The 21,792-nt window shown below is 42.3% G+C and carries 20 protein-coding genes; 4 read left to right on the forward strand and 16 right to left on the reverse strand.

The genetic code is table 11. The features are described from left to right. Positions 1-227 precede the first annotated feature (227 nt). Positions 228-2,795: a DNA mismatch repair protein MutS gene (mutS, locus tag PR800_RS16825; RefSeq protein WP_272531174.1), complete on the forward strand. Its 2,568-nt coding sequence runs from the start codon at positions 228-230 to the stop codon at positions 2,793-2,795. Position 2,796: 1 nt separating this feature from the next. Continuing rightward, the gene (gene miaE, locus PR800_RS16830) at positions 2,797-3,561 is read left to right on the forward strand and encodes a tRNA isopentenyl-2-thiomethyl-A-37 hydroxylase MiaE (protein WP_102140103.1); all 765 of its coding nucleotides are present in this window, start codon (positions 2,797-2,799) and stop codon (positions 3,559-3,561) included. 78 nt (positions 3,562-3,639) lie between these two features. Here miaE and rpoS read toward each other — a convergent pair whose 3' ends face one another. From rpoS to cysJ, 15 genes are all read right to left on the reverse strand, one after another. Continuing rightward, the gene (gene rpoS, locus PR800_RS16835; protein WP_102140104.1) at positions 3,640-4,626 is read right to left on the reverse strand and encodes an RNA polymerase sigma factor RpoS; all 987 of its coding nucleotides are present in this window, start codon (positions 4,624-4,626) and stop codon (positions 3,640-3,642) included. 54 nt (positions 4,627-4,680) lie between these two features. Further along, positions 4,681-5,751, reverse strand: coding sequence for a murein hydrolase activator NlpD (gene nlpD / locus PR800_RS16840; RefSeq protein ID WP_166265820.1), 1,071 nt, complete (start codon positions 5,749-5,751; stop codon positions 4,681-4,683). Positions 5,752-6,057: 306 nt separating this feature from the next. Then, on the reverse strand, positions 6,058-6,684 hold the full coding sequence (locus tag PR800_RS16845) for a protein-L-isoaspartate(D-aspartate) O-methyltransferase (protein WP_102140106.1): 627 nt from the start codon (positions 6,682-6,684) through the stop codon (positions 6,058-6,060). Beyond that, positions 6,681-7,442 carry a 5'/3'-nucleotidase SurE gene (gene surE, locus PR800_RS16850; RefSeq protein WP_206276312.1) on the reverse strand — a complete coding sequence of 254 codons (762 nt, stop codon included), beginning with the start codon at positions 7,440-7,442 and terminating at the stop codon, positions 6,681-6,683. The genes PR800_RS16845 and surE overlap by 4 nt, the downstream gene beginning before the upstream one ends. Then, positions 7,420-8,478 carry a tRNA pseudouridine(13) synthase TruD gene (truD, locus tag PR800_RS16855; RefSeq protein WP_166265826.1) on the reverse strand — a complete coding sequence of 353 codons (1,059 nt, stop codon included), beginning with the start codon at positions 8,476-8,478 and terminating at the stop codon, positions 7,420-7,422. The genes surE and truD overlap by 23 nt, the downstream gene beginning before the upstream one ends. Continuing rightward, positions 8,444-8,956, reverse strand: a complete 513-nt coding sequence (ispF, locus tag PR800_RS16860; protein ID WP_004260732.1) for a 2-C-methyl-D-erythritol 2,4-cyclodiphosphate synthase — start codon at positions 8,954-8,956, stop codon at positions 8,444-8,446. Before ispF ends, truD begins: the two co-directional genes overlap by 35 nt. Before the next feature lie 9 nt (positions 8,957-8,965). After that, positions 8,966-9,703 carry a 2-C-methyl-D-erythritol 4-phosphate cytidylyltransferase gene (ispD, locus tag PR800_RS16865; protein ID WP_195697645.1) on the reverse strand — a complete coding sequence of 246 codons (738 nt, stop codon included), beginning with the start codon at positions 9,701-9,703 and terminating at the stop codon, positions 8,966-8,968. A 67-nt stretch (positions 9,704-9,770) separates the two neighbouring features. Beyond that, the gene (gene ftsB / locus PR800_RS16870) at positions 9,771-10,058 is read right to left on the reverse strand and encodes a cell division protein FtsB (RefSeq protein ID WP_004260736.1); all 288 of its coding nucleotides are present in this window, start codon (positions 10,056-10,058) and stop codon (positions 9,771-9,773) included. 160 nt (positions 10,059-10,218) lie between these two features. Next, positions 10,219-10,827, reverse strand: a complete 609-nt coding sequence (gene cysC, locus PR800_RS16875) for an adenylyl-sulfate kinase (protein WP_166265829.1) — start codon at positions 10,825-10,827, stop codon at positions 10,219-10,221. A 5-nt stretch (positions 10,828-10,832) separates the two neighbouring features. Further along, positions 10,833-12,275: a sulfate adenylyltransferase subunit CysN gene (gene cysN / locus PR800_RS16880; RefSeq protein WP_102140111.1), complete on the reverse strand. Its 1,443-nt coding sequence runs from the start codon at positions 12,273-12,275 to the stop codon at positions 10,833-10,835. Between the two features lie 36 nt (positions 12,276-12,311). Further along, positions 12,312-13,220 (reverse strand): sulfate adenylyltransferase subunit CysD, encoded by a 909-nt coding sequence (gene cysD / locus PR800_RS16885; RefSeq protein WP_102140112.1) that lies wholly within the window; start codon positions 13,218-13,220, stop codon positions 12,312-12,314. A gap of 13 nt (positions 13,221-13,233) precedes the next feature. Continuing rightward, positions 13,234-14,646 carry a siroheme synthase CysG gene (gene cysG, locus PR800_RS16890; RefSeq protein ID WP_239978975.1) on the reverse strand — a complete coding sequence of 471 codons (1,413 nt, stop codon included), beginning with the start codon at positions 14,644-14,646 and terminating at the stop codon, positions 13,234-13,236. Between the two features lie 371 nt (positions 14,647-15,017). Then, positions 15,018-15,752, reverse strand: coding sequence for a phosphoadenosine phosphosulfate reductase (gene cysH, locus PR800_RS16895; protein ID WP_272531175.1), 735 nt, complete (start codon positions 15,750-15,752; stop codon positions 15,018-15,020). Next, positions 15,749-17,482 (reverse strand): assimilatory sulfite reductase (NADPH) hemoprotein subunit, encoded by a 1,734-nt coding sequence (cysI, locus tag PR800_RS16900; protein WP_195697647.1) that lies wholly within the window; start codon positions 17,480-17,482, stop codon positions 15,749-15,751. Before cysI ends, cysH begins: the two co-directional genes overlap by 4 nt. Then, on the reverse strand, positions 17,482-19,287 hold the full coding sequence (gene cysJ, locus PR800_RS16905) for an NADPH-dependent assimilatory sulfite reductase flavoprotein subunit (RefSeq protein ID WP_272531176.1): 1,806 nt from the start codon (positions 19,285-19,287) through the stop codon (positions 17,482-17,484). Before cysJ ends, cysI begins: the two co-directional genes overlap by 1 nt. A gap of 343 nt (positions 19,288-19,630) precedes the next feature. On the opposite strand from cysJ, the gene queD reads away from it, so the two are divergent. Further along, on the forward strand, positions 19,631-19,996 hold the full coding sequence (gene queD / locus PR800_RS16910) for a 6-carboxytetrahydropterin synthase QueD (protein ID WP_004913900.1): 366 nt from the start codon (positions 19,631-19,633) through the stop codon (positions 19,994-19,996). Positions 19,997-20,360: 364 nt separating this feature from the next. Next, on the forward strand, positions 20,361-20,978 hold the full coding sequence (locus tag PR800_RS16915) for a YagU family protein (protein WP_004260761.1): 618 nt from the start codon (positions 20,361-20,363) through the stop codon (positions 20,976-20,978). 65 nt (positions 20,979-21,043) lie between these two features. Here the strand turns inward: PR800_RS16915 and queE are convergent, their stop codons facing one another. After that, positions 21,044-21,715, reverse strand: coding sequence for a 7-carboxy-7-deazaguanine synthase QueE (gene queE / locus PR800_RS16920; RefSeq protein WP_102140117.1), 672 nt, complete (start codon positions 21,713-21,715; stop codon positions 21,044-21,046). Positions 21,716-21,792 lie beyond the last annotated feature (77 nt).

A 21,792-nucleotide genomic window follows, 5' to 3' on the forward strand; every position in this document is an offset into this window, starting at 1 on the left:
TACATAAATTTCATTTTTAGTCATCAATTTTACCTTTGTATCACTAATACATATTTCAGACACTTTATCACCAAATGCACGTTGCTCCCGATAACCTCAACGTAATACCATAAAGAAATCCATGGCTAACACGTTTGCCTACTCTCATTTGATTCGATCTGTGGTATTTTAGTCTCTGAACACCTCACAGAATTTAGTTAACTCAATACGTTAGAACAGACAACATTATGACTGATAAGCAAAGTTTCGAATCCCACACACCAATGATGCAGCAGTATCTAAAACTAAAAGCACAACATTCAGACATACTGCTGTTTTATCGCATGGGTGACTTCTACGAATTGTTTTTTGATGATGCTAAAAAAGCGTCTCAACTGTTAGATATTTCCCTCACCAAGCGAGGTCAATCCGCAGGGCAGCCGATCCCTATGGCGGGTGTCCCTCACCATGCTGCAGAGGGTTACTTAGCTAAATTAGTACAAATGGGTGAATCCGTCGCCATTTGTGAGCAAATTGGCGACCCAGCGACCAGTAAAGGGCCAGTTGAGCGCCAAGTAGTACGCATTGTGACACCAGGCACCATTACCGATGAAGCCCTATTAAATGAAAGGCAAGACAACCTTTTAGCCGCGGTATGGCAAGACCAACAAGGTTTTGGTTTCGCAACATTAGATATTACCTCAGGCCGCTTTATTATAAGTGAAATTGCCGACGAAGAAGCATTACAAGCCGAACTGCAACGCACTCGCCCTGCTGAACTTCTATACCCCGAAGATTTCGCCAGTATGGCATTAATTGAACATAATAAAGGCCTACGTCGTCGCCCACTGTGGGAATATGAACTCGATACAGCAAAACAACAGCTCGGTTTACAGTTTGGCACAAAAGATTTAATCGGTTTTGGAGTTGAAGAAGCACACAAAGCGCTCAGAGCCGCAGGCTGCCTATTGCAATATGTAAAAGACACGCAGCGTACTTCACTGCCCCATATTCGCAGTATTGTGATGGAAGAACAAAATGATAATGTCATTTTGGATGCAGCGACTCGTCGCAATTTAGAGATCACCCAAAACCTTGCAGGTGGTACAGAAAACACACTTGCCGCCATTTTAGATATGTGTGTGACCCCAATGGGCAGCCGTATGCTAAAACGTTGGCTACATACCCCATTGCGTAATATTCAAGTATTAAATAACCGCCAACAAGCTATTAGTGCATTGCAAGAATGCGGCTTTGAATTGCAACCATTTTTGCGCCAAATAGGGGATTTAGAACGCGTATTAGCACGTCTAGCCCTACGTTCTGCACGCCCACGCGACTTAACCCGTATGCGTTACGCATTCCAACAATACCAAGATATTCATCAAATACTAAGCCAATCAAGTTGTTCATATTTACAGGCCCTTCAAAATCGTATTGGTCAATTTGATGAGTTACAAGACTTACTTGAAAAAGCCATTATTGATGCGCCACCTGTATTGGTACGTGATGGCGGAGTTATCGCCCCGGGTTATAACAGTGAACTCGATGAATGGCGTGCCCTTGCTGATGGGGCAACCGACTACCTCGATAGGCTCGAAATTCGTGAAAGGGAAAAACTGGGGATCGATACCCTGAAAGTCGGTTATAACGCGGTTCATGGCTACTATATTCAAGTTAGCCGCGGTCAAAGCCATTTAACGCCTATCCATTACGTCCGTCGCCAAACGTTAAAAAATGCGGAACGCTATATTATTCCTGAACTCAAAGAGTATGAAGATAAGGTATTGACATCAAAAGGAAAAGCACTCGCTATTGAAAAAGCGCTGTATGATGAGCTGTTTGATATGCTATTGCCTCATCTTGCTGCGCTGCAAACCAGTGCTGAAGCACTTGCTGAGTTAGATGTCCTAGCCAACCTTGCGGAGAGGGCTCAAACTCTAGGCTACGCTTGCCCACAACTAACTGAAAAACCGGGTATTCAAATTACTGAGGGTCGCCACCCTGTTGTAGAACAAGTGCTTAGCGAGCCGTTTATTTCCAACCCGTTATCACTGTCACCGCAACGTCGTTTATTAATTATTACTGGTCCAAACATGGGCGGTAAAAGTACCTATATGCGCCAAACAGCATTGATTACCCTGTTAGCATATATCGGTAGTTTCGTCCCTGCCAGCAAAGCGGTGATAGGCCCAGTCGATCGCATTTTCACCCGTGTCGGTGCCTCGGATGACCTTGCATCTGGCCGTTCAACATTCATGGTCGAAATGACAGAAACCGCTAATATTCTTCATAATGCGACAGAGCATAGCTTAGTACTGATGGATGAAATTGGTCGCGGGACTTCAACCTATGACGGTCTTTCTCTTGCTTGGGCTTGTGCTGAGAATTTAGTAAATAAAATCAAGGCAATGACATTATTTGCAACGCATTATTTTGAATTAACAACACTGCCTGAAAAACTCGAAGGCGCGGTCAATATCCATCTCGATGCTATTGAACACGGTGATACCATTGCTTTTATGCATAACGTTCAAGACGGTGCCGCCAGCAAAAGCTATGGCCTTGCTGTCGCTTCTCTTGCCGGTGTACCAAAGGAAGTGATTAAACGGGCAAAACAAAAACTTAAAGAACTCGAAGTTATCTCAAACAATGCCAATGCGAGCCATGTGGATAGCGCCCAGCTTAGCTTTTTAACCACAGAAGATGTCGAGCCATCACCAGTATTAACTGCTCTCGCTGAAATTGATCCTGATAAACTCACTCCGCGCCAAGCCCTAGATTGGATTTATCGGTTAAAGGATATGGATAACTAACATGGATGAGTATGCGCAATTACTCACACCAATCAGGCAGTTTCTGCAATGTGAAACGCCTGATGCGTGGGTAAAAAAAGCGAGTTTGCCTGAAAACTTGCCCATTATCTTAAAAGACCATTTGTTATGTGAATTAAAAGCCGCGCAAAGTGCGATGTTTTTAATTCGCAAATATGCCGTTGATAAAGAAAGTGCGGCAGTCCTACTCGAATGGTTTAAACCTTATGAATCATTTGCTTATGATAGGGTTGGTGACATCCATACATTAAGAAACAAAAATCAGGTTTCTAAGCAGATATTGGCAAAAAAACAATCACCTTATAGCCAAGACTTAATTGATAAAATGGTCTTGCTTATCAAAGAAGAACTTCATCATTTTTACCAAGTTCTAGAGATCATGCATGAACGTAACATCCCCTATGATGGCGTCACTGCAAGCCGTTACGCCAAAGGGTTGTTGAGCCATATCGACCCGCACGATCCAAAAACTTTAGTTGATAAGCTAATAATTGGAGCTTATATCGAAGCGCGTTCTTGTGAACGCTTTGCTAAACTCGCCCCATTTCTTGATGAGCAGCTAGCAAATTTTTATATTTCATTATTACGCTCAGAAGCTCGCCACTATCAAGATTATTTGCACTTAGCACAATTAATTAGTAAACAAGATATTACTGAGCGAGTTAATTATTTTGGTATTATTGAAGCTGAATTAATTTCGACACCTGACGATGATTTTAAATTTCATAGTGGTGTCCCCATTAACTAAGCTTGTTCTCTATTATTTACATATAAAAAGCCCCTATAAACCTTAGCTTATAGGGGCTTTAACTACCGAATCAACACCCTACATATTAAATAGCGACTCCAGAGTCAGCTCTTCGCCATGTAAAATATCTTTTAATCGCTTTAAACCTTCTACTTGGATCTGACGAACACGTTCTCTTGTTAACCCAATTTCACGGCCAACTTCTTCCAGAGTTTCAGCTTCATAGCCTAAAAGCCCAAAACGTCGTGCTAAAACCTCCCTTTGTTTTGGGTTCAATTCATATAACCACTTAACAATATTATCTTTTAAGTCATTATCTTGAATTGTATTTTCTGGACCTGAATCATTATCATCAGACAATACCTCAAGCAAAGATTTCTCTGAGTCCCCTGCAATTGGCGTATCAACAGATGTGATACGTTCATTTAAACGTAACATCCTACTGACATCTTCGACAGGTTTATCTAGCTGCTCAGCGATCTCTTCAGGGCTTGGCTCATGGTCCAACTTCTGGGCTAATTCACGTGCAGTACGAAGGTAAATATTGAGTTCTTTAACGATATGAATAGGAAGGCGAATAGTTCGAGTTTGGTTCATGATCGCGCGTTCGATCGTTTGACGGATCCACCACGTTGCATACGTCGAGAAGCGGAACCCTTTTTCAGGATCAAACTTTTCAACAGCACGAATCAACCCAAGATTTCCTTCTTCTATCAAATCGAGTAATGCGAGACCTCGATTATTATAACGACGTGATATTTTTACAACGAGACGAAGGTTGCTTTCTATCATGCGCTGCCGTGATGCGATATCACCCCGCAATGCACGTCTTGCATAGAAAACTTCTTCTTCTGCTGTAAGGAGTGGTGAGAACCCAATCTCACTAAGATAAATTTGAGTGGCATCCAGAACACGTTGATTTGTGTTCTGGAGTAAATCCATTTCGTCATCTAGCTCAGTAACCAGATCCTCTTCTTTAAACTGACTCTCGTCAAAAGTGTCATTTAAATTACTTTCGTCGAGGTCATTATATAACTCGTTAACTTTCAGCGAACTTTGGCTCATCAGTGACTCCTACCCTAGATAATGCGGACAGAATGTCAAAGCACTCTGCCCAGTTTATCGTTGCGGTAAATAACGCAACGGGTTTACTGATTTTCCCTTGTAACGAATTTCAAAGTGTAGTCTAACCGAACTAGTTCCAGTACTACCCATAGTGGCTATTTTTTGACCCGCAGTGACGTCCTGCTGATCACGCACAAGCAATGTATCGTTGTGAGCATAAGCACTTAGATAGTCATCGTTATGTTTTATAATTATTAGATTTCCATATCCACGCAAAGCATTACCCGCGTAAACGACTTTTCCTGGCGCAGCAGCAAGCACAGCTTGGCCTCGAGAACCGGCGATATCTACCCCTTTGTTCCCACCTTGAGCATCAGAGAAACCTTCAATCATTTTCCCTTCGGCTGGCCAACGCCATTTTATTGACGAATTATTCGTACTACTGACTGCGGTAGAAGCGGTTGTTGTCGAGGCTGTTGTCGTCGTTGAAGCCTGCGTTGCAGGTTTCTTATTATTAGGCAACATCTTACCTGAATTTTGACCACCACTGTTTGCAGGATACTCATTAGTTGTTCGAAGATCAACCGCTTGCTGATGACTATTTGATGAATTTGCCGCTAATTGAGTGTTCGAGTTCACATTTGTGTTACCAATATTAATAACCTGCCCGACATTGAGACTGTAGGGCTCTGGAATATTGTTTCGCGATGCTAACTCACGGAAATCATTACCTGTTAAGTATGCGATATAGAATAACGTGTCACCACGCTGAACCGTATAGCTATTACCGTTATAACTGCCTTTTGGAATACTGCCATAATCACGGTTGTATACAATGCGCCCTTCACCATTAGTTGTTACAGGCCCTGAGCTACGACTTACAGGCTGAGTATTTGTATTACTTGATAAATTAGGACGAGACGATGGCATTGCCGTGCTCATCCCCGTATTTGGTGACGAGGCCGGTGTCGTCCTTTGCACCGTTTGCTGGCTAGACTGGCTATCATTCACACTCGAAATAGGTGCCGCTGTATGATACGGTGTAGAACAACCTGCCAATAGCGCTCCGCTAAATGAAAAGATGACGGCCCATCGAATTCTGCTTATAGGGCTAACAATTTTCATGCTTCTTCTCCCGTGAAGAAAAATCTGACGTGACAATTCAAAATAATGTCAGCAATAGAGTTATCATAAAATATTTCACTTATTAAAGCAGAAATACAAAATAGTGAACAAGTTAAATATATTAAAAATATAACAATTTGAGAAAATGACTAACAGTTTAAGCTATTCCCACAAATTCAGCTGGGTAAAGTATCATATTTGGAATAGTTTTACTGCTATTTGAGTTAATAGAACCTTTGCAATGATATTTTATTTAAATCGATTATAAAAATAACCAGACTTTGATTAAATACCATTGCAAATAGGTTAAAGGAGGTCGCCGGCAATCAATGGAACAAAACGGACTTTTTCAATAACATTAGTATGGTAATCATTACCACGTCGAGTAATTAGCTTCAGAGCTTGTTCTTTATCACCGACAGGTAAAACCATTCGACCACCATCTTTTAATTGCCCTAATAGTAAAGCCGGTATTTCTGTTGGCGCCGCAGTAACGATAATGGCATCAAAAGGTCCTTTTGACTGCCAACCTTCCCAGCCGTCTCCATGACGAGTTGAAACATTATGTAAATCAAGCTGTTTCAAGCGCCGCTTTGCAGCCCATTGCAAACTTTTCACCCGCTCAACAGAAAAAACATGCTTAACCAAGTGTGCCAATACTGCTGTTTGATACCCTGAGCCTGTCCCTATCTCGAGAACGTGATCATCCGGTGCTAAAGCCAATAGCGCCGTCATTTTAGCTACAATATACGGCTGAGAAATAGTTTGCCCATGACCAATAGGTAATGGGATATTGTCATAGGCTTTATGGGAGAGCGCTTCATCCACAAACCGTTCCCGAGGAACGAGTGAAATGGCATCTAATAGGCGCTCATCGTGAATTCCCTGTTGGCGTAATTGAGCCAAAAGTTCTTTCATGAGCCCTGTATTCATTTTACTGACACTCCTGATTTTTCTAGCCACTCTTCCACTAATGAGTGTGCTTTATAAGCGGTTAGGTCAACTTGTAATGGGGTGATTGAAACATACCCATTTTGCACTGCTTCAAAATCCGTTCCAGGACTGGCATCACGAATTTCCCCAACGGGACCTAACCAATACAATGTATTCCCTTTCGGGTCCTCTAAGCTATATACCTCAGAAGCGGCATGGCGGCTACCACAGCGAGTGACTTTGATACCTTTAATTTCTTCGTACGGGATATCAGGTACATTTATATTTAAAATGTTCCCAGCTCGCAATGGGTTTTTCTGTAAGAGTGCAAGGATCTCGCATGTCACTTTAGCGGCACTTTCATAATGCGTTTCCCCATCTAACGATACCGCAATTGAAGGTAAACCTAAATGGCGGCCTTCTGTTGCCGCTGCAACCGTGCCTGAGTAAATAACATCATCCCCTAAATTAGGGCCACAGTTGATACCAGATACAACAATATCAGGACGTGGGCGCACCACTTTATTCACCCCAATATAGACGCAATCTGTTGGTGTGCCTTCCTGTACAGCAAGGTCACCATTACTTAGTGTTTGAATTTTAAGTGGTTTATCTAATGTTAATGCGTTCGAAGCCCCACTACGATTGCGATCAGGCGCAATCACCTGAACATGATAATATTGGCGTAGCGCCGCTGCAAGGGTTTGAATTCCCGGCGCATTTACCCCGTCGTCATTACTCAATAAAATCTTTAGCATCGACATTATCCTGCCCATTTTGATTAATAATTTCTCTCACAACACTGGTTGCAAAACAACCTGAGTTTAAGAAAAAATTCAGTTTTACCGTCGAGTCGTCCAGCCATTCCCACTGTAAGTTTTGGGGTTTAACAACGATAGCCCTTCTAGCTGAAGAAACTCGTTCACGCTGCATTAAAGAGATAAAGGGCTGGTAATCCGCTAAACACTGAGTTTCAAATGCCAGAGCTTCATCCTGAGTACCCAATTCCCCATCACCGGGTAATGGCGCAGTAATACTTAATTCGTTGGACTCCAAGCGAGGTTGTAATGTAGCAAATTCATCTTGTGTTGCGACAAACCAACTCCCTCTGCCCGTTAATTGCAATGCATCACCTAACATCACGTGTTGGGCGGTATTATTTGCAATTCGTTCGCTTGCTACATGGTTAAACATTGCACTACGAGCAGCAGAAAGATAAAAGCTACGCTTGTTGCGTTCACGCACGTTGATTTCTTGGTTTGCCCAACGCAACGCTTGCGATAAATTTTGGCCATCGCGTCCAAAACGTTGTTCACCGAAGTAATTAGGCACACCTGATAATGCGACTTTGTGTAAACGTTGTTCAACGTCTTTCGCATCCGAAATATCACGCAAGGTTATTTCAAACTGGTTTCCTTTCAAGGAACCAATACGTAATTTACGTTTTTGCCTGGTGACTGCCAGTATTCGGCAGCCTTCTAGCTGCCAAGTTGAAAAAACAGGCGTTTCTTTACCTGGCATTTGCAGACAGAACCATTGCTCCGTCACTGCGTGTCTATCTTTTAAACCTGCGTAACTGACTGCTCTGGCTGAAATTTTAGCAAATTTGGCGAGTTGTTCGGCAACAAATACCGTATTGCAGCCTGTTTTTTCCACGCGAACCATAACATGTTCGCCTTCACCATCTAGCTCAAAACCTAAATCTTCTTTGACGATAAAATCTTCTGGAACACTTTTTAATGTGCCAGAAGACAATGGCTTACCATGCAGGTACTGAACATTCATTACTTTCATTACTATTATCTTTTATTAAAAGAACAACCGCAGCACAGGCAATGCCTTCTTTACGCCCCACAAAACCTAATTGTTCTGTCGTGGTCGCTTTCGCATTGACATCATCCATATGGCACTCAAGATCTTCGGCGATATTCACACGCATTTGAGCGATGTGTGGCAACATTTTTGGTGCCTGAGCCATGATGGTAATATCAATATTACCAATGCGATACCCTTTGGCACGTACATGGCAAAACGCATCTCTCAATAAGACTCGGCTATCTGCCCCTTTATAGGCAGGATCAGTATCGGGGAATAATTTACCAATATCCCCTAATGCTGCAGCACCAAGAATTGCATCAGTTAACGCATGCAATACCACATCACCGTCAGAGTGCGCGAGTAAACCTTGTTCATAAGGGATACGCACGCCACCAATGATGATAGGGCCTTCACCACCAAATTTATGTACGTCAAAACCGTGTCCGATTCTCATTTTTTTTCCTTAGTTATTCATTCTTGAAAGATAAAATTCCGCTAAAGTGAGGTCTTCTGGGCGCGTCACTTTTAAATTATCAGCGCGGCCAGCCACTAACACCGGTTGGTGGCCGCAATACTCTAGCGCAGAAGCTTCATCAGTAATCACCGCGTTTTCTTTCAAGGCTTTACTTAGACAGTCCCGTAATAATGCTAACGGAAAAAATTGTGGTGTGAGCGCATGCCATAGCGCTTCACGTTCAACTGTGTGGTCAATTAATTGACTCGCTGTTGAGCTGCGTTTCATGGTATCGCGTACGGGGGCAGCGAGGATCCCACCACAACAATTTTGTTCCGCTGCTAATTGAATAATTTCATTTAAATCTGATTGATGGAGGCAAGGACGTGCCGCATCATGCACTAATACCCAGCAATCTGAAAAGTTGGGGTTAGTGATTAAAAAATCCAGACCTGCTAATACTGAATCGGCACGCTCTTTGCCACCAATGACCGTCGTCACTCGAGGGTCATTAGCAATTGCAAGCTGCTGAAAATAATCGTCTTCCGCACTCAAAGCAACCACAATCTCTTGCACTTTATCATTTTCAAGCAATGCGTTTATGGTGTGCTCAATGATCGTTTTACCTGCAACCTGCAAGTATTGTTTTGGGCACTCTGCATTCATACGGCTACCTATCCCTGCTGCAGGGATCAGTGCAACAATTTGCGGGAGATTGCTTTGTGGGGCATGGTTTGGATTTGTCATTGTTGAATTCTTACATCAGAAATTATCAGGCTAATGGGTACACTATTTTGATATCATTTTATTGTGTCTATTTCTGGTTATTACTTTCTTTAACCATTCGATAAAATGACTCTCCAGGTTTGATCATCCCAAGCTCCGTTCGAGCTCGTTCTTCAATCGCATCTTGACCATCATTTAAGTCATTGATTTCAGCGAATAGCTGTTCATTACGCATTTTTAAGCGCGAATTTACAATTTCCTGAGCAGCGACATCATCTTTGACTTGTACGTAGTCATGTATGCCATTTTTGCCTAACCATAAGGAATACTGTAACCAAGCTAATATCGCAATTAATAGTAGCGTTAATTTACCCATTTTGCCCCCTGAAATGATTTGCTAATCATCCCATAACTCAACGATTGACGCTACTGTGATACTGAAATTGTGATAAAAAGTCAGATTAAGTCGGGTTTGAATCCGCAAAATACCACCTTATTTTACCATCGGATAAAATAAAGGGGGTATTTGAGCTGTATTAATAATCTAGCTGAATGACATGATTGCGCAATAAAAGCGCAATAATTTGGGAAAGGGAATCAGAAATCAGTTGTTGCCCATCCAGATGTAGCTCTGGGTGTTGCGGTTCTTCATAAGGGGAGTCAATTCCTGTGAATTGCTTAATTTTCCCTTCCCGCGCTTGTTGATATAACCCTTTAGGGTCTCGCTGTTCACAAATACTTACGGGTGTATCCACGTACAACTCAAAAAATTGATCGGGTTCAAACAAGTCACGGACTTTCTGCCTATCCGCTTGAAAAGGTGAAATAAAGGCGGTCGCAACAATCAGCCCTGCATCGACCATTAACTTCGCCACCTCACCCACTCGACGGATATTTTCTTGTCTATCAGCCTCATTAAATCCTAAATCACGGCATAAACCATGGCGGATATTATCGCCATCCAACAAATAGGTTTTCATTCCCATTGACGTAAGTTGGTGCTCTATTGCTCCCGCTAATGTTGATTTTCCTGAACCTGATAACCCGGTGAACCACAACACAGCACCTTTGTGGCCATTATTACTCTCACGTAGCTGGCGAGTTACTGCGTGTTGGTGCCAAACAATATGGTTTTCTTTTGTCATCCGTATTATTTCCCACCTAATACATCGCGTGCACCCCAATGAGGGAAATGGCGGCGAACTAATTTATTTAGCTCAATTTCAAATTCACTAAAATCACTGTTTTTTTCAAAGACAGGGGCTTGTGTTTCGCGGACTAAACCCGCCCCGACAGTCACATTTGTGAGCCTATCAATAAAAATCATTCCGCCAGTGTCTGCATTGCGTTGATAGTTTTCCAGTAACAATGGTTCATCAAAGGAAAATTCCACTAAACCAATGCCATTCAACGGTAGTTCCGTAGCCACTTTCTGTGTTAAATTATTGATATCTACTTGATATTGAATATTTTCTACTTTTGCCCGGCTGCGTTTTCCCGCAATTTTAATATCAAGTTGTTGCCCTTGAACTAACGGCTGTTCAGACATCCATACCACATCGACAGATGCATGCTGTGTGCTTTGTAAGGTTTCATCTTGTGCAACAATCAAGTCGCCACGACTGATATCAATTTCATCTTCAAGCACTAATGTAATCGCTTCCCCCGGGACTGCAAAATCTTGTAACCCTGAAAATGTCACAATTTCTTTGATTGCTGAGGTCGCACCAGAGGGTAATACTTTGACCTTTTGCCCCACTTCGACAATCCCTGATGATAATGTTCCGCTGTATCCACGAAAGTCTAAATTTGGGCGGTTCACATATTGCACAGGGAAACGCAAAGCTTGCTCCGAGGCTTTTTGTTCCACTTGAACATTTTCCAATATCGATAATAGCGTATCACCTTGATACCACTTAAAATTATCGCTAGCATTCACAATGTTATCGCCATCAAGGGCTGAGATAGGTACAAACCATACCTTTAAATCAACCGGCAATTCCATCGCAAACTTTTGGTAATCCTGCTTTATTTTTTCAAAAATGGCTTCACTGTAATCCACTAGATCCATTTTATTGACGGCAACAATAAGATGGCGGATCCCAAGCAATGTACTAATAAAACTATGGCGACGTGTTTGTTCCTGTACTCCTTTTCGAGCATCGATCAACAAAATAGAAAGTGAGCAAGTTGATGCCCCTGTCGCCATATTGCGCGTATATTGCTCATGACCGGGGGTGTCCGCAATAATAAATTTGCGTTTTTCTGTTGAAAAATAACGATAAGCCACATCGATGGTGATCCCCTGCTCACGTTCAGCAGCAAGGCCATCCACCAGCAAAGCAAGGTCAAGCTTTTCCCCTTGAGTCCCTATCCGCTTACTGTCACTTTGCAAGGTTGACAGCTGATCTTGGTATATTTGGCGAGTATCATGCAGTAAACGGCCGATTAAGGTACTTTTACCATCATCCACATTGCCACAGGTTAAAAAACGCAATAATCCTTTTTGTTGCTGCGCCAATAAATAAGGCTCTACACCACCTTGCTGTTCAATTTGATGAGCGATTGATTCATTATAAACGGCTTGTGCCATGATTTTTCTCCTGACTTTGCGTATTAACCTTGCCCACTAAAAATAACCTTGGCGCTTTTTCAACTCCATCGAAGCGGATTGGTCGCTATCAATCAGCCTCCCCTGCCGTTCACTCGTCGTAGAAATCAACATTTCTTCTATGATCTCAGGCAGTGTTTGTGATTCAGATGGCACAGCTCCCGTCAATGGCCAACAACCTAATGTTCTAAAACGCACTTTTTGCTGGCTAACCACTTCGCCAGGTTGTAGGTCAATACGGTTATCATCCACCATTAATAAAGTCCCATCCCGCTGAATAACTGGTCGTTCTTTTGCAAAGTACAGGGGAACAATGTCGATATTTTCCAAATAGATATATTGCCAGATATCAAGTTCAGTCCAATTTGATAGCGGGAAAACACGGATACTTTCCCCTTTATTGACCTGCCCATTGTAGTTATGCCATAGCTCAGGCCGTTGGTTTTTAGGATCCCAACGATGAGATCGGTCACGAAAAGAGTAGATCCGCTCTTTTGCACGTGATTTTTCTTCATCACGACGAGCACCACCAAATGCGGCATCAAAACCGTACTTATCCAAAGCCTGCTTTAAGCCTTCCGTTTTCATAATATCCGTGTGCTTAGCGCTGCCATGCACAAACGGGTTGATCCCTAATTTTTCCCCTTCAGGGTTACGATGAACAAGGAGCTCAAAACCGTATTTTTCTGCAGTTGCATCGCGAAACTCGTACATTTCACGAAATTTCCATCCTGTATCAACATGTAAGAGAGGAAATGGGAGCTTTCCTGGATAAAATGCCTTGCGTGCTAAATGCAGCATCACAGAAGAATCTTTACCAATAGAATACAGCATCACTGGGTTAGCAAATTCGGCGGCAACTTCACGAATGATATGAATACTTTCTGCCTCTAACTGCTGTAAATGAGTCAATTTTTTGTCGTTCACGATAGCCCCTTACTTAAGCCAGTTCCAATACGGCACTGCGCCATCTTATGTCTTCAGTTTGAGAACCAAACCACGCGAGTTGTTGGTGCAATGCAGCTACTTCACCAACCACTATCAAAGCAGGCGCGGGTGCCTGCTGTGCTAATACTTCAAGCTCATCGAGTTTTCCGGTTACTACTTTTTGTTCACGCCTTGTACCACAGCCGATAACCGCTACCGGGGTATTTTTCGCTCGGCCGAATTGGATTAATTGCTCGCTGATTTTTGCGGCCTTCACTGTGCCCATATAGATAGCTAAGGTTTGATTTCCTCGGGAAAGCGCCTGCCAATCGAGATCCGTTCCATTTTCACGGCAATGGCCCGTAATAAAGGTAATGCTTTGTGAGTGTTCACGGTGAGTCAGCGGAACCCCCGCGTAAGCGGCTGCACCAATTGCCGCGGTCACACCCGGAACCACTTGAAATGGGATCCCCGCTTGCGCTGCAACTTGTAGCTCTTCTCCCCCTCGCCCAAAAATGAAAGGATCCCCCCCTTTAAGGCGCACGACTTTTTTACCTTGTTGAGCAAATTTCACGATCAGCGCATTGGTTTCTTCTTGGGAAACACTGTGGGCCCCTGCGCGTTTACCTACACAAATCTTGTCTGCATCACGGCGAACTAACTCGAGAATTTCCTCACTCACCAGATGGTCATATAAAACCACTTCTGCACTTTGTAAAACGCGCAGTCCTTTTAATGTAAGCAGCCCCGCATCCCCCGGCCCAGCACCAACTAGGGTTAATTCACCGTGGTTATCTGGCTCATACAGCTGTCGCTCCAGCTGTTGTTCAGCTTCGCTGAATTGCCCTTTTTCAACTAAAGAGGCAAAACGACCACTAAAACTTTTTTCCCAGAAACGTTTTCTTTCACGCATATTAGTTAGCGTTTCTTTAACTTTATGACGCCAGCGACCAGCTATATCCGCCATTTTCCCCAAAGAGGTTGGCAACATCGTTTCCAATTTTTCTCTGAGTAAACGTGCTAATACGGGTGCGGTTCCCCCTGAAGAGATCGCCACAATCACCGGGGAACGGTCAATAATGGAAGGGACAATAAATGAACATAATGGCTGGTCATCGACTACGTTAACGAATATTTTTCGTTCATTAGCATCGTAGAAAACCGTTTCATTCAATAATGCATCATCCGTTGCAGCAATAACCAGAAATGCATCATCTAAATGAATGGATTGATAATCTTCTGCTAACCAAATAAATTTATTTTGTTGATATTCAGTTTGTAACTGAGTACATAACGTCGGTGAGATGACCACTAAATTCGCTTGTGCTTTTATTAGCAACTCTGCTTTTCGTGCTGCGACCACACCGCCGCCAATTAACACGACCTTGCGCGTGCGGACATCGACAAATAATGGTAAATAATCCATCTTGCTCACCCATCGTTATATAAACTTATTATAAGAAATAGACAATTGACTATATGGCTTCAATCAACAGGTTTGAAATGACAAAAAGCTCTTTCTTGTAACTGAAAGGAATAAGCCAAATAATCATCACAACCCTGATAGAAAATCGATAAATACAAATAAAAAACAAAACTTAGATTAAATTTAACAAGTTAACTAATTACTGATTTAATTTAATAATTAGCTTGAAATACTTTTTTAAATACAAAAGTATTCCTTTGTAATTAAACAAATATTTTATTTATTTAGTTATTATTTGCTTATATTCAATACCCTAAATAATTCGAGTTGCATGTAGACAACAACGCTGCGGATTGAATTATGACGAATATTTAGTTTTCATGCAGCCCACACTCCCTCTTTAATCCAAAAAAACGCGTATCTTCTTCATTCATCCCCTCTTCCCATTTACGAGTTGTATGGGTATCACCAACTGATAAATACCCTTGTTCCCACAGGGGGTGATAAGGTAAATCATATTTTGTTAGATATTCATAAACTTGCTTATTATTCCAATCAATCACTGGTAAAACTTTAAAAATCCCTTTTCCGATCCCTAACACAGACAAATTTGCGCGGCTCGCAGATTGTTCTCGCCGTAAACCAGAAAACCAGGTTTGTGCTTGTAATTCATGTAACGCACGCGCCATCGGTTCAACTTTATTCAATTGGTTATAACGCTCAATACCATCAAGCCCTTGTGTCCAAAGTTGGCCATACAGTGCTTCTTGCCAAGCAGGTGACTGCTTTGCGCGATACACCTGTAAATTTAAATTCAACTTATCTGTTAACGCCTCAATAAATTGATAGGTCTCTGGGAACAAATAACCGGTATCCGTTAAAATAACTGGGATATTTGGCACAATTTGCGTCACCATATGCAATGTTAGTGCCGCTTGGATACCAAAGCTGGAAGACAACACAAACTCTGCTGGTAAGTATTCAACCGCCCACTCAACCCGCTGTAATGCATTCATCGCTTCTAACTGGGAATTAAACTCAGCGAGATAAGCGATTTGTTGAGGCTTATCGAGTTCGATAAGCGTTGCTAGTTCAAGTCGGCTCATACTGCCTCCTTAACCTCATAAAAATCAACAGCAGAATTTAATACGGGCTTAACAACATTGGTGCGAATAACAAAATCGCCAAATCCTTCATTAGGTAGACGTTTTTTCGCCCAATCACCGATTAACTCATCCAAAATAGCTAAAATCTCTGTACTAGTGATGTTTTCACGGTACATGCGTGGAATACGGGTGCCAATGCGATTTCCACCTAAATGTAAGTTATATCTATCAATCGCTTTACCGACCAGCCCTACTTCCGCCAGCATCGCTCGTCCACAGCCATTAGGGCAACCCGTTATCCGTAGAACGATATGTTCATTGGCGACTTGATGAGCGGCCATAATATTTTCTACCTGACTAATAAATTCAGGTAAAAAACGTTCCGCTTCTGCCATCGCAAGTGGGCAAGTTGGAAATGAGACACAAGCCATGGAATTTTCACGTTGCGCTGTAATTTCATCACTCATTAACCCATGAGCTCTGGCAATCGCTTCAATCGCCGCTTTTTCACTTTCGGGTACACCCGCAACAATTAAATTTTGGTTTGCGGTTAAACGAAAATCACCTTGATGAATACGCGCAATTTCAGCCACACCCGTTTTTAATGGCTTATTTTCTAAATCAATTAATCGACCATTTTCAATAAACAATGTTAGGTGCCAGCGATTGTCAATTCCTTTAAGCCAACCAATCTTGTCACCGCGTTCAGTAAATTCATATGGACGAATAGGTTCGAAAACTACGCCTGAGCGCCTTTCGACTTCAGCTTTGAAGGTGTCGATACCCACACGCTCAAGAGTATATTTGGTTTTCGCATTTTTACGTTCAGTACGATTTCCCCAATCCCGTTGGGTAGTCACTATCGCTTCTGCAATGGCTAATGTTTTGTCTAATGGAATAAAACCAAACTCACTGGCTAAGCGAGGAAACGTCGCTGTATCACCATGTGTCATTGCAAGGCCGCCACCCACCAGCACGTTAAAACCGATCAATTCCCCATTTTGGGCAATCGCGACAAAGTTCATATCATTTGCATGCAAATCCACATCATTTAATGGTGGGATCACAACAGTGGTTTTAAACTTTCTTGGCAGATAAGTTTGCCCTAAAATAGGCTCTTCATCCGTTGTCACTATCTTTTCTTTATCTAACCAAATTTCCGCGTAAGCACTAGTGCGTGGTAGTAAGTGTTCAGATATTTTCTTTGCCCATTCATAAGCTTGTTGGTGCAATTCAGACTGCACTGGGTTAGAGGTACATAACACGTTACGGTTAACGTCATTCGCCGTTGCAAGGGCATCTAAACCAACGTGACTTAGCATCTGATGGGCAGGCTTTACATCCCCTTTTAAGATGCCATGGAACTGAAATGTTTGCCGATTCGTAATGCGCACGCTGCCATACAGCGTGTGCTCTGTGGCAAACTTATCAATATCAAGCCATTGCTTGGGGGTGATAATGCCGCCTGGTAAACGACAGCGCAGCATCATTGCATGGCGAGGCTCGAGTTTTTGTTCCGCACGCTCAGAACGAATATCACGGTCATCTTGTTGATACATGCCGTGAAAGCGTATCAACAGGAAATTATCCCCCTCAAAACCGCCCGTTAACCCATTTTTTAAGTCGTCCTTAATGGTTCCACGCAAGTAATCGCTGTCTTGCTTCATGCGTTCACTGTCTGCGAGTTTACCTTCGACAATTAAGGGCTTTTGTTGTTGTTCATTGCTCATTAATAAACATCCCTCTGATAACGGCGCATTACGCGCAGCTCACTTAAAAATTCATCAGCTTCTTCACTGTCCATGTTCCCGTATTGACTGACGATATCTAATAATACCTGTTCGACATCTTTGGCCATGCGGTTTGCATCACCACACACATAGATGTGCGCACCTTCTTGTAACCATTGCCATACTTCCTCGCCTTGTTCGCAAAGTTTATCTTGTACATAGATTTTTTCTTGTTGGTCGCGAGACCACGCTAATGAAATATGGGTTAGTAAACCGTCTTTGACATAACGCTGCCATTCCACTTGGTAGAGAAAGTCATCAACAAAGTGTGGATTACCAAAAAATAACCAGTTTTTCCCTGTCGCACCGTCATTGTCACGCTGCTGTAAGAAAGCACGAAATGGCGCTATCCCTGTTCCTGGGCCAATCATGATCACTGGCGTATTTGGGTCTTGTGGCAGACGGAAGTTATCATTGTGCTCAATGAATATACGGAGTTCATCATCCTCATTTAAGCGATCCGCTAAGAAACCTGAAGCACCGCCAGTGCGAGCCTTACCATCAATCTCATAGCGGACAACGCCAACCGTTGCGTGAACTTCATTTTCCACCTCTGATTGTGAAGAAGAAATCGAGTACAAACGAGGGGTTAACGGGCGCAGTAGTTCAACAAATTCTTGGGCAGTAGGCTGAGATGCTGCTTGGCGTACCATATCGACAATTGGCGTATTTTGCGCGTAGTGCAAAATAGCTTGCTTATCACTAATTAATGACAATAGTGCATCATCTTTTGATAGCTGAGCGTATTTTTCGACAATTACTGGGGTATTTTGTGTCAGTTCTAATTGATAAATCAGCGCATCACGTAATGAATGCCGCTGTGAGCCAATAAAGACCTCTTCATCACCTTGTAGCCACAATAAAGCCACCAACTCATCAACTAAAGCAGGGTCATTATCGAACCAAACTCCTAGCGCATCACCCGGTTGATAACGTAAACCAGAGTCACCGAGGTCAATTTCAATATGGCGAACATCTTTTTGCGAGTCGCGACTGGTGATCTTTTGATTACTCAGTAGCGACGCAGTTAATGGTGCGGTTTTACTATAAGGTGATGAATGAATTTCATTCACACTTCCTGTTTGAGTCGCCAATAATTGGCTATCACTTTGAGTAGGAACGCGAGCTTTTAAAATCTGTGTGAGGTTTTCAACCCACTCATCTGCAACCGCTTGGTATTCAACATCTGCATCAATTCGTTCCGTTAATGATATCGCCCCTAATAATGCAAGCTGAGAATCAAAATCTTTACCCGCTTGGCAAAATTTTTCGTAAGAGGAATCTCCCAGCGCGAAAACCGCATAGCTGGTTTGTGATAAATTAGGCGCTTTTTTAGAATGAAGGTATTTGTACAATGCAACCGCTTCTTCGGCTGGCTCCCCTTCACCTTGGGTTGACGCTACAACAACCAACACTTTCTCTTGGTTGATTTGTTTGAATTTATAATCCCCTGCATTCACTAAGTTCACACTAATTTTTTCACCGACTAAACGCTCTCTAAGCTGCTCTGATAGGCGGCGTGCATTTCCTGTCTGTGATGCAGAGATGATTGTGACCGTATCTTGGGTAACCACAGGCGCACTGACAGATGCATCAACTTGCGTATTTTGATTTACCACTCCCCACAAATAACCAGAAAGCCATGCGAGTTGATGGGATGAAAAATCATCAACGGCCGTCTGTAAACGTGCTAATTGCTCAACAGATATTGGCAGCGCCGCTAATGGCGGCTGTTTTTTTGTCATTATCTTGTAACCCCAGCGTTATTCATCTTTGATTTAAAAAAACGATGCCATGTCATTACCCAAAAAAGACCGACAACCTAACACCTGCTCATTCCCCCAAATAATTAAGGTAATAAAGCAAAAAATACCGCAGTACCTGAAACATATAGGGTATGCAGTTAGGTTATAACAACCATAGATAATGGGATAAGAAACGATAGCCATAATTAATAACTAAAAAGCCTAAAGCAATTAACTGATGGATCATATTGATAAAAGCGGTTAACGCTATTTTAGTAATTAAAGATATTTTCACCTAAAAATGCAGTACAATGCGCTGTTTATTCACAACAAGGAGCCACATATGAGTACAACAATCTATAAAGATTTCACTTTCGAAGCCGCCCACAAACTTCCTCACGTCCCAGAGGGTCATAAGTGTGGTCGCCTCCATGGGCATTCTTTCATGGTGCGTTTAGAAATCACAGGTGAAGTTGACTCCCATAGTGGTTGGATTATTGATTTTTCTGATGTAAAAGCCGCTTTTAAGCCTATCTGGGAACGCTTAGACCATCATTATTTAAATGATATCGAAGGGTTAGAAAACCCAACCAGTGAGGTATTAGCCCAGTGGATTTGGCAACAAACTAAACCTTTACTACCCTTATTAAGTGCGGTTACCGTAAAAGAAACCTGCAATGCAGGTTGCGTCTATCGCGGAGAAGCTTAAAAGTACAAGCGCTAAAAAAGTCATATAATATAGGGATACACGCTCCTCAGGCCGCTGACTTAGCGGCAAGCCTAATAGGTTTTGAATATAAATGAGGGGTAAATCCCTATATCCTTTACCTTCGACTCATGACCAAACCAATATCAACGCCTAACTCTGCATAGAAAGCTGCCTAATTACCTTTAATGATCGAAATTCTAAAAAAACATACGTTATCAAGGACGAGGCTAAGGCAAGAAATAAATCAGTGACTGACATTTCCCCTTTTAACATTAAGGATATAAAAACTTTAATTTGACATAGTGCATTAAATTATAACCTGATCTATTATTTACCATTATTTACTTTTAATAAGGCAGGGGAAATGCATTTATTTCAACAAACACCAAAATCCAGAAGGCGTTATGGACTGGCAGCATTTATTGGTCTAATCGCAGGTATCGTCTCTTCGTTTGTCAAATGGGGGGCTGAAGTCCCATTACCGCCAAGAAGCCCAACGGATATGTTCAACGCAGCTTGTTCGCCAGAAACACTGATCCGTGCAGCGGAACAAATTGACTGCTCACGTAACTTCCTCAACCCACCTTATATTTTCTTAAGGGATTGGTTAGGAATTGCTGATCCTAACTCTGCAGTGTACACCTTTGCTGGGCACGTTTTTAACTCTGTGGGCGTTACTCACATCATATTTTCTATCGTGTTTGCTGTCGGGTATTGCATCGTTGCTGAAGTATTTCCTAAAATTAAGTTATGGCAAGGGTTGTTAGCGGGTGCACTGGCGCAATTATTTGTCCATATGATTTCATTCCCTCTTATGGGGCTCACCCCTCCACTTTTCGACCTGCCATGGTATGAGAATGTGTCAGAAATATTTGGCCATTTAATTTGGTTTTGGTCTATTGAAATTATTCGTCGTGACTTACGCAACCGTATTACTCACGAGCCAGATCCTGAAGTACCACTAAACCAACCATTTAGGTAATTTAAAGGCCCCCAATGAGTGTTTTTCAACTATTGGGGGTTACTAAAATTTATCGCTATTTTTTATTATTGAATATCCAAATACTTATGTGTTTGAATCGATAAACGCCAGTTGCGTTGAATGCAAGTTTCAATACACAATTTTGTTGCCGCCGTCTTTTGGCTGATTGGCTGTAATGCCACTACTGGCGGCATTTCGACAGTACGTAATGCTAAAATTTTCTCAAGTGCCTCAATATCTTTTTCGCGAGCAACAGGATGTTTAATTTCATTAGCGCGGTTTACTGCTTGGCTAATCACCTGTAACCCGCCTTTCATACCCACTTTTGGCGATACCGTAACCCATGTTTTATTTGTGCATTGAATAGGATATGTGCCGCTAGTTTCAATTTGGCATTGATATCCATGCTGTTCTAATGCCTCAGTCAGTGGCTGTAAATCATAAATACAAGGCTCTCCGCCTGTAATAACAATATGCTGTGCGCTGAAGTGTTTTTCTTTCATTAACTGAATCAATGCCTCACTATCTGACATCGCCCATGCATCTGAATCAATCGTTTTAAGTGCGATATCCCCTAGGGTAGATTCTTTGTCTTGTTCTATTTCCCATGTTTGTTTGGTATCACACCAACTACATCCAACTGGGCAGCCCTGCAAACGAATAAACACCGCAGGAACACCAGTAAAAACCCCCTCTCCCTGAATGGTTTGGAAGATTTCATTAATTGGGTATTTCATATCACTCCTAAAATAGTTAGCTGAGCACGCATTATATTGCAGATATCTATCTCACGAACAAGGAAGTTTGTGATAAT

The sequence above is a fragment of the Providencia sp. PROV205 genome (genome assembly GCF_028479505.1).
In the GTDB taxonomy this organism is placed as follows: Bacteria; Pseudomonadota; Gammaproteobacteria; order Enterobacterales; family Enterobacteriaceae; genus Providencia; species Providencia huaxiensis.

What these genes read in the sequence shown, in the direction of transcription:
- mutS (WP_272531174.1), top strand. Translation starts at nt 228, where the DNA reads ATGACTGATAAGCAAAGTTTCGAATCCCACACACCAATGATGCAGCAG.
- miaE (WP_102140103.1), top strand. Translation starts at nt 2,797, where the DNA reads ATGGATGAGTATGCGCAATTACTCACACCAATCAGGCAGTTTCTGCAA.
- rpoS (WP_102140104.1), bottom strand. Translation starts at nt 4,626, where the DNA reads ATGAGCCAAAGTTCGCTGAAAGTTAACGAGTTATATAATGACCTCGAC.
- nlpD (WP_166265820.1), bottom strand. Translation starts at nt 5,751, where the DNA reads ATGAAAATTGTTAGCCCTATAAGCAGAATTCGATGGGCCGTCATCTTT.
- PR800_RS16845 (WP_102140106.1), bottom strand. Translation starts at nt 6,684, where the DNA reads ATGAATACAGGGCTCATGAAAGAACTTTTGGCTCAATTACGCCAACAG.
- surE (WP_206276312.1), bottom strand. Translation starts at nt 7,442, where the DNA reads ATGCTAAAGATTTTATTGAGTAATGACGACGGGGTAAATGCGCCGGGA.
- truD (WP_166265826.1), bottom strand. Translation starts at nt 8,478, where the DNA reads ATGAAAGTAATGAATGTTCAGTACCTGCATGGTAAGCCATTGTCTTCT.
- ispF (WP_004260732.1), bottom strand. Translation starts at nt 8,956, where the DNA reads ATGAGAATCGGACACGGTTTTGACGTACATAAATTTGGTGGTGAAGGC.
- ispD (WP_195697645.1), bottom strand. Translation starts at nt 9,703, where the DNA reads ATGACAAATCCAAACCATGCCCCACAAAGCAATCTCCCGCAAATTGTT.
- ftsB (WP_004260736.1), bottom strand. Translation starts at nt 10,058, where the DNA reads ATGGGTAAATTAACGCTACTATTAATTGCGATATTAGCTTGGTTACAG.
- cysC (WP_166265829.1), bottom strand. Translation starts at nt 10,827, where the DNA reads ATGACAAAAGAAAACCATATTGTTTGGCACCAACACGCAGTAACTCGC.
- cysN (WP_102140111.1), bottom strand. Translation starts at nt 12,275, where the DNA reads ATGGCACAAGCCGTTTATAATGAATCAATCGCTCATCAAATTGAACAG.
- cysG (WP_239978975.1), bottom strand. Translation starts at nt 14,646, where the DNA reads ATGGATTATTTACCATTATTTGTCGATGTCCGCACGCGCAAGGTCGTG.
- cysH (WP_272531175.1), bottom strand. Translation starts at nt 15,752, where the DNA reads ATGAGCCGACTTGAACTAGCAACGCTTATCGAACTCGATAAGCCTCAA.
- cysI (WP_195697647.1), bottom strand. Translation starts at nt 17,482, where the DNA reads ATGAGCAATGAACAACAACAAAAGCCCTTAATTGTCGAAGGTAAACTC.
- cysJ (WP_272531176.1), bottom strand. Translation starts at nt 19,287, where the DNA reads ATGACAAAAAAACAGCCGCCATTAGCGGCGCTGCCAATATCTGTTGAG.
- queD (WP_004913900.1), top strand. Translation starts at nt 19,631, where the DNA reads ATGAGTACAACAATCTATAAAGATTTCACTTTCGAAGCCGCCCACAAA.
- PR800_RS16915 (WP_004260761.1), top strand. Translation starts at nt 20,361, where the DNA reads ATGCATTTATTTCAACAAACACCAAAATCCAGAAGGCGTTATGGACTG.
- queE (WP_102140117.1), bottom strand. Translation starts at nt 21,715, where the DNA reads ATGAAATACCCAATTAATGAAATCTTCCAAACCATTCAGGGAGAGGGG.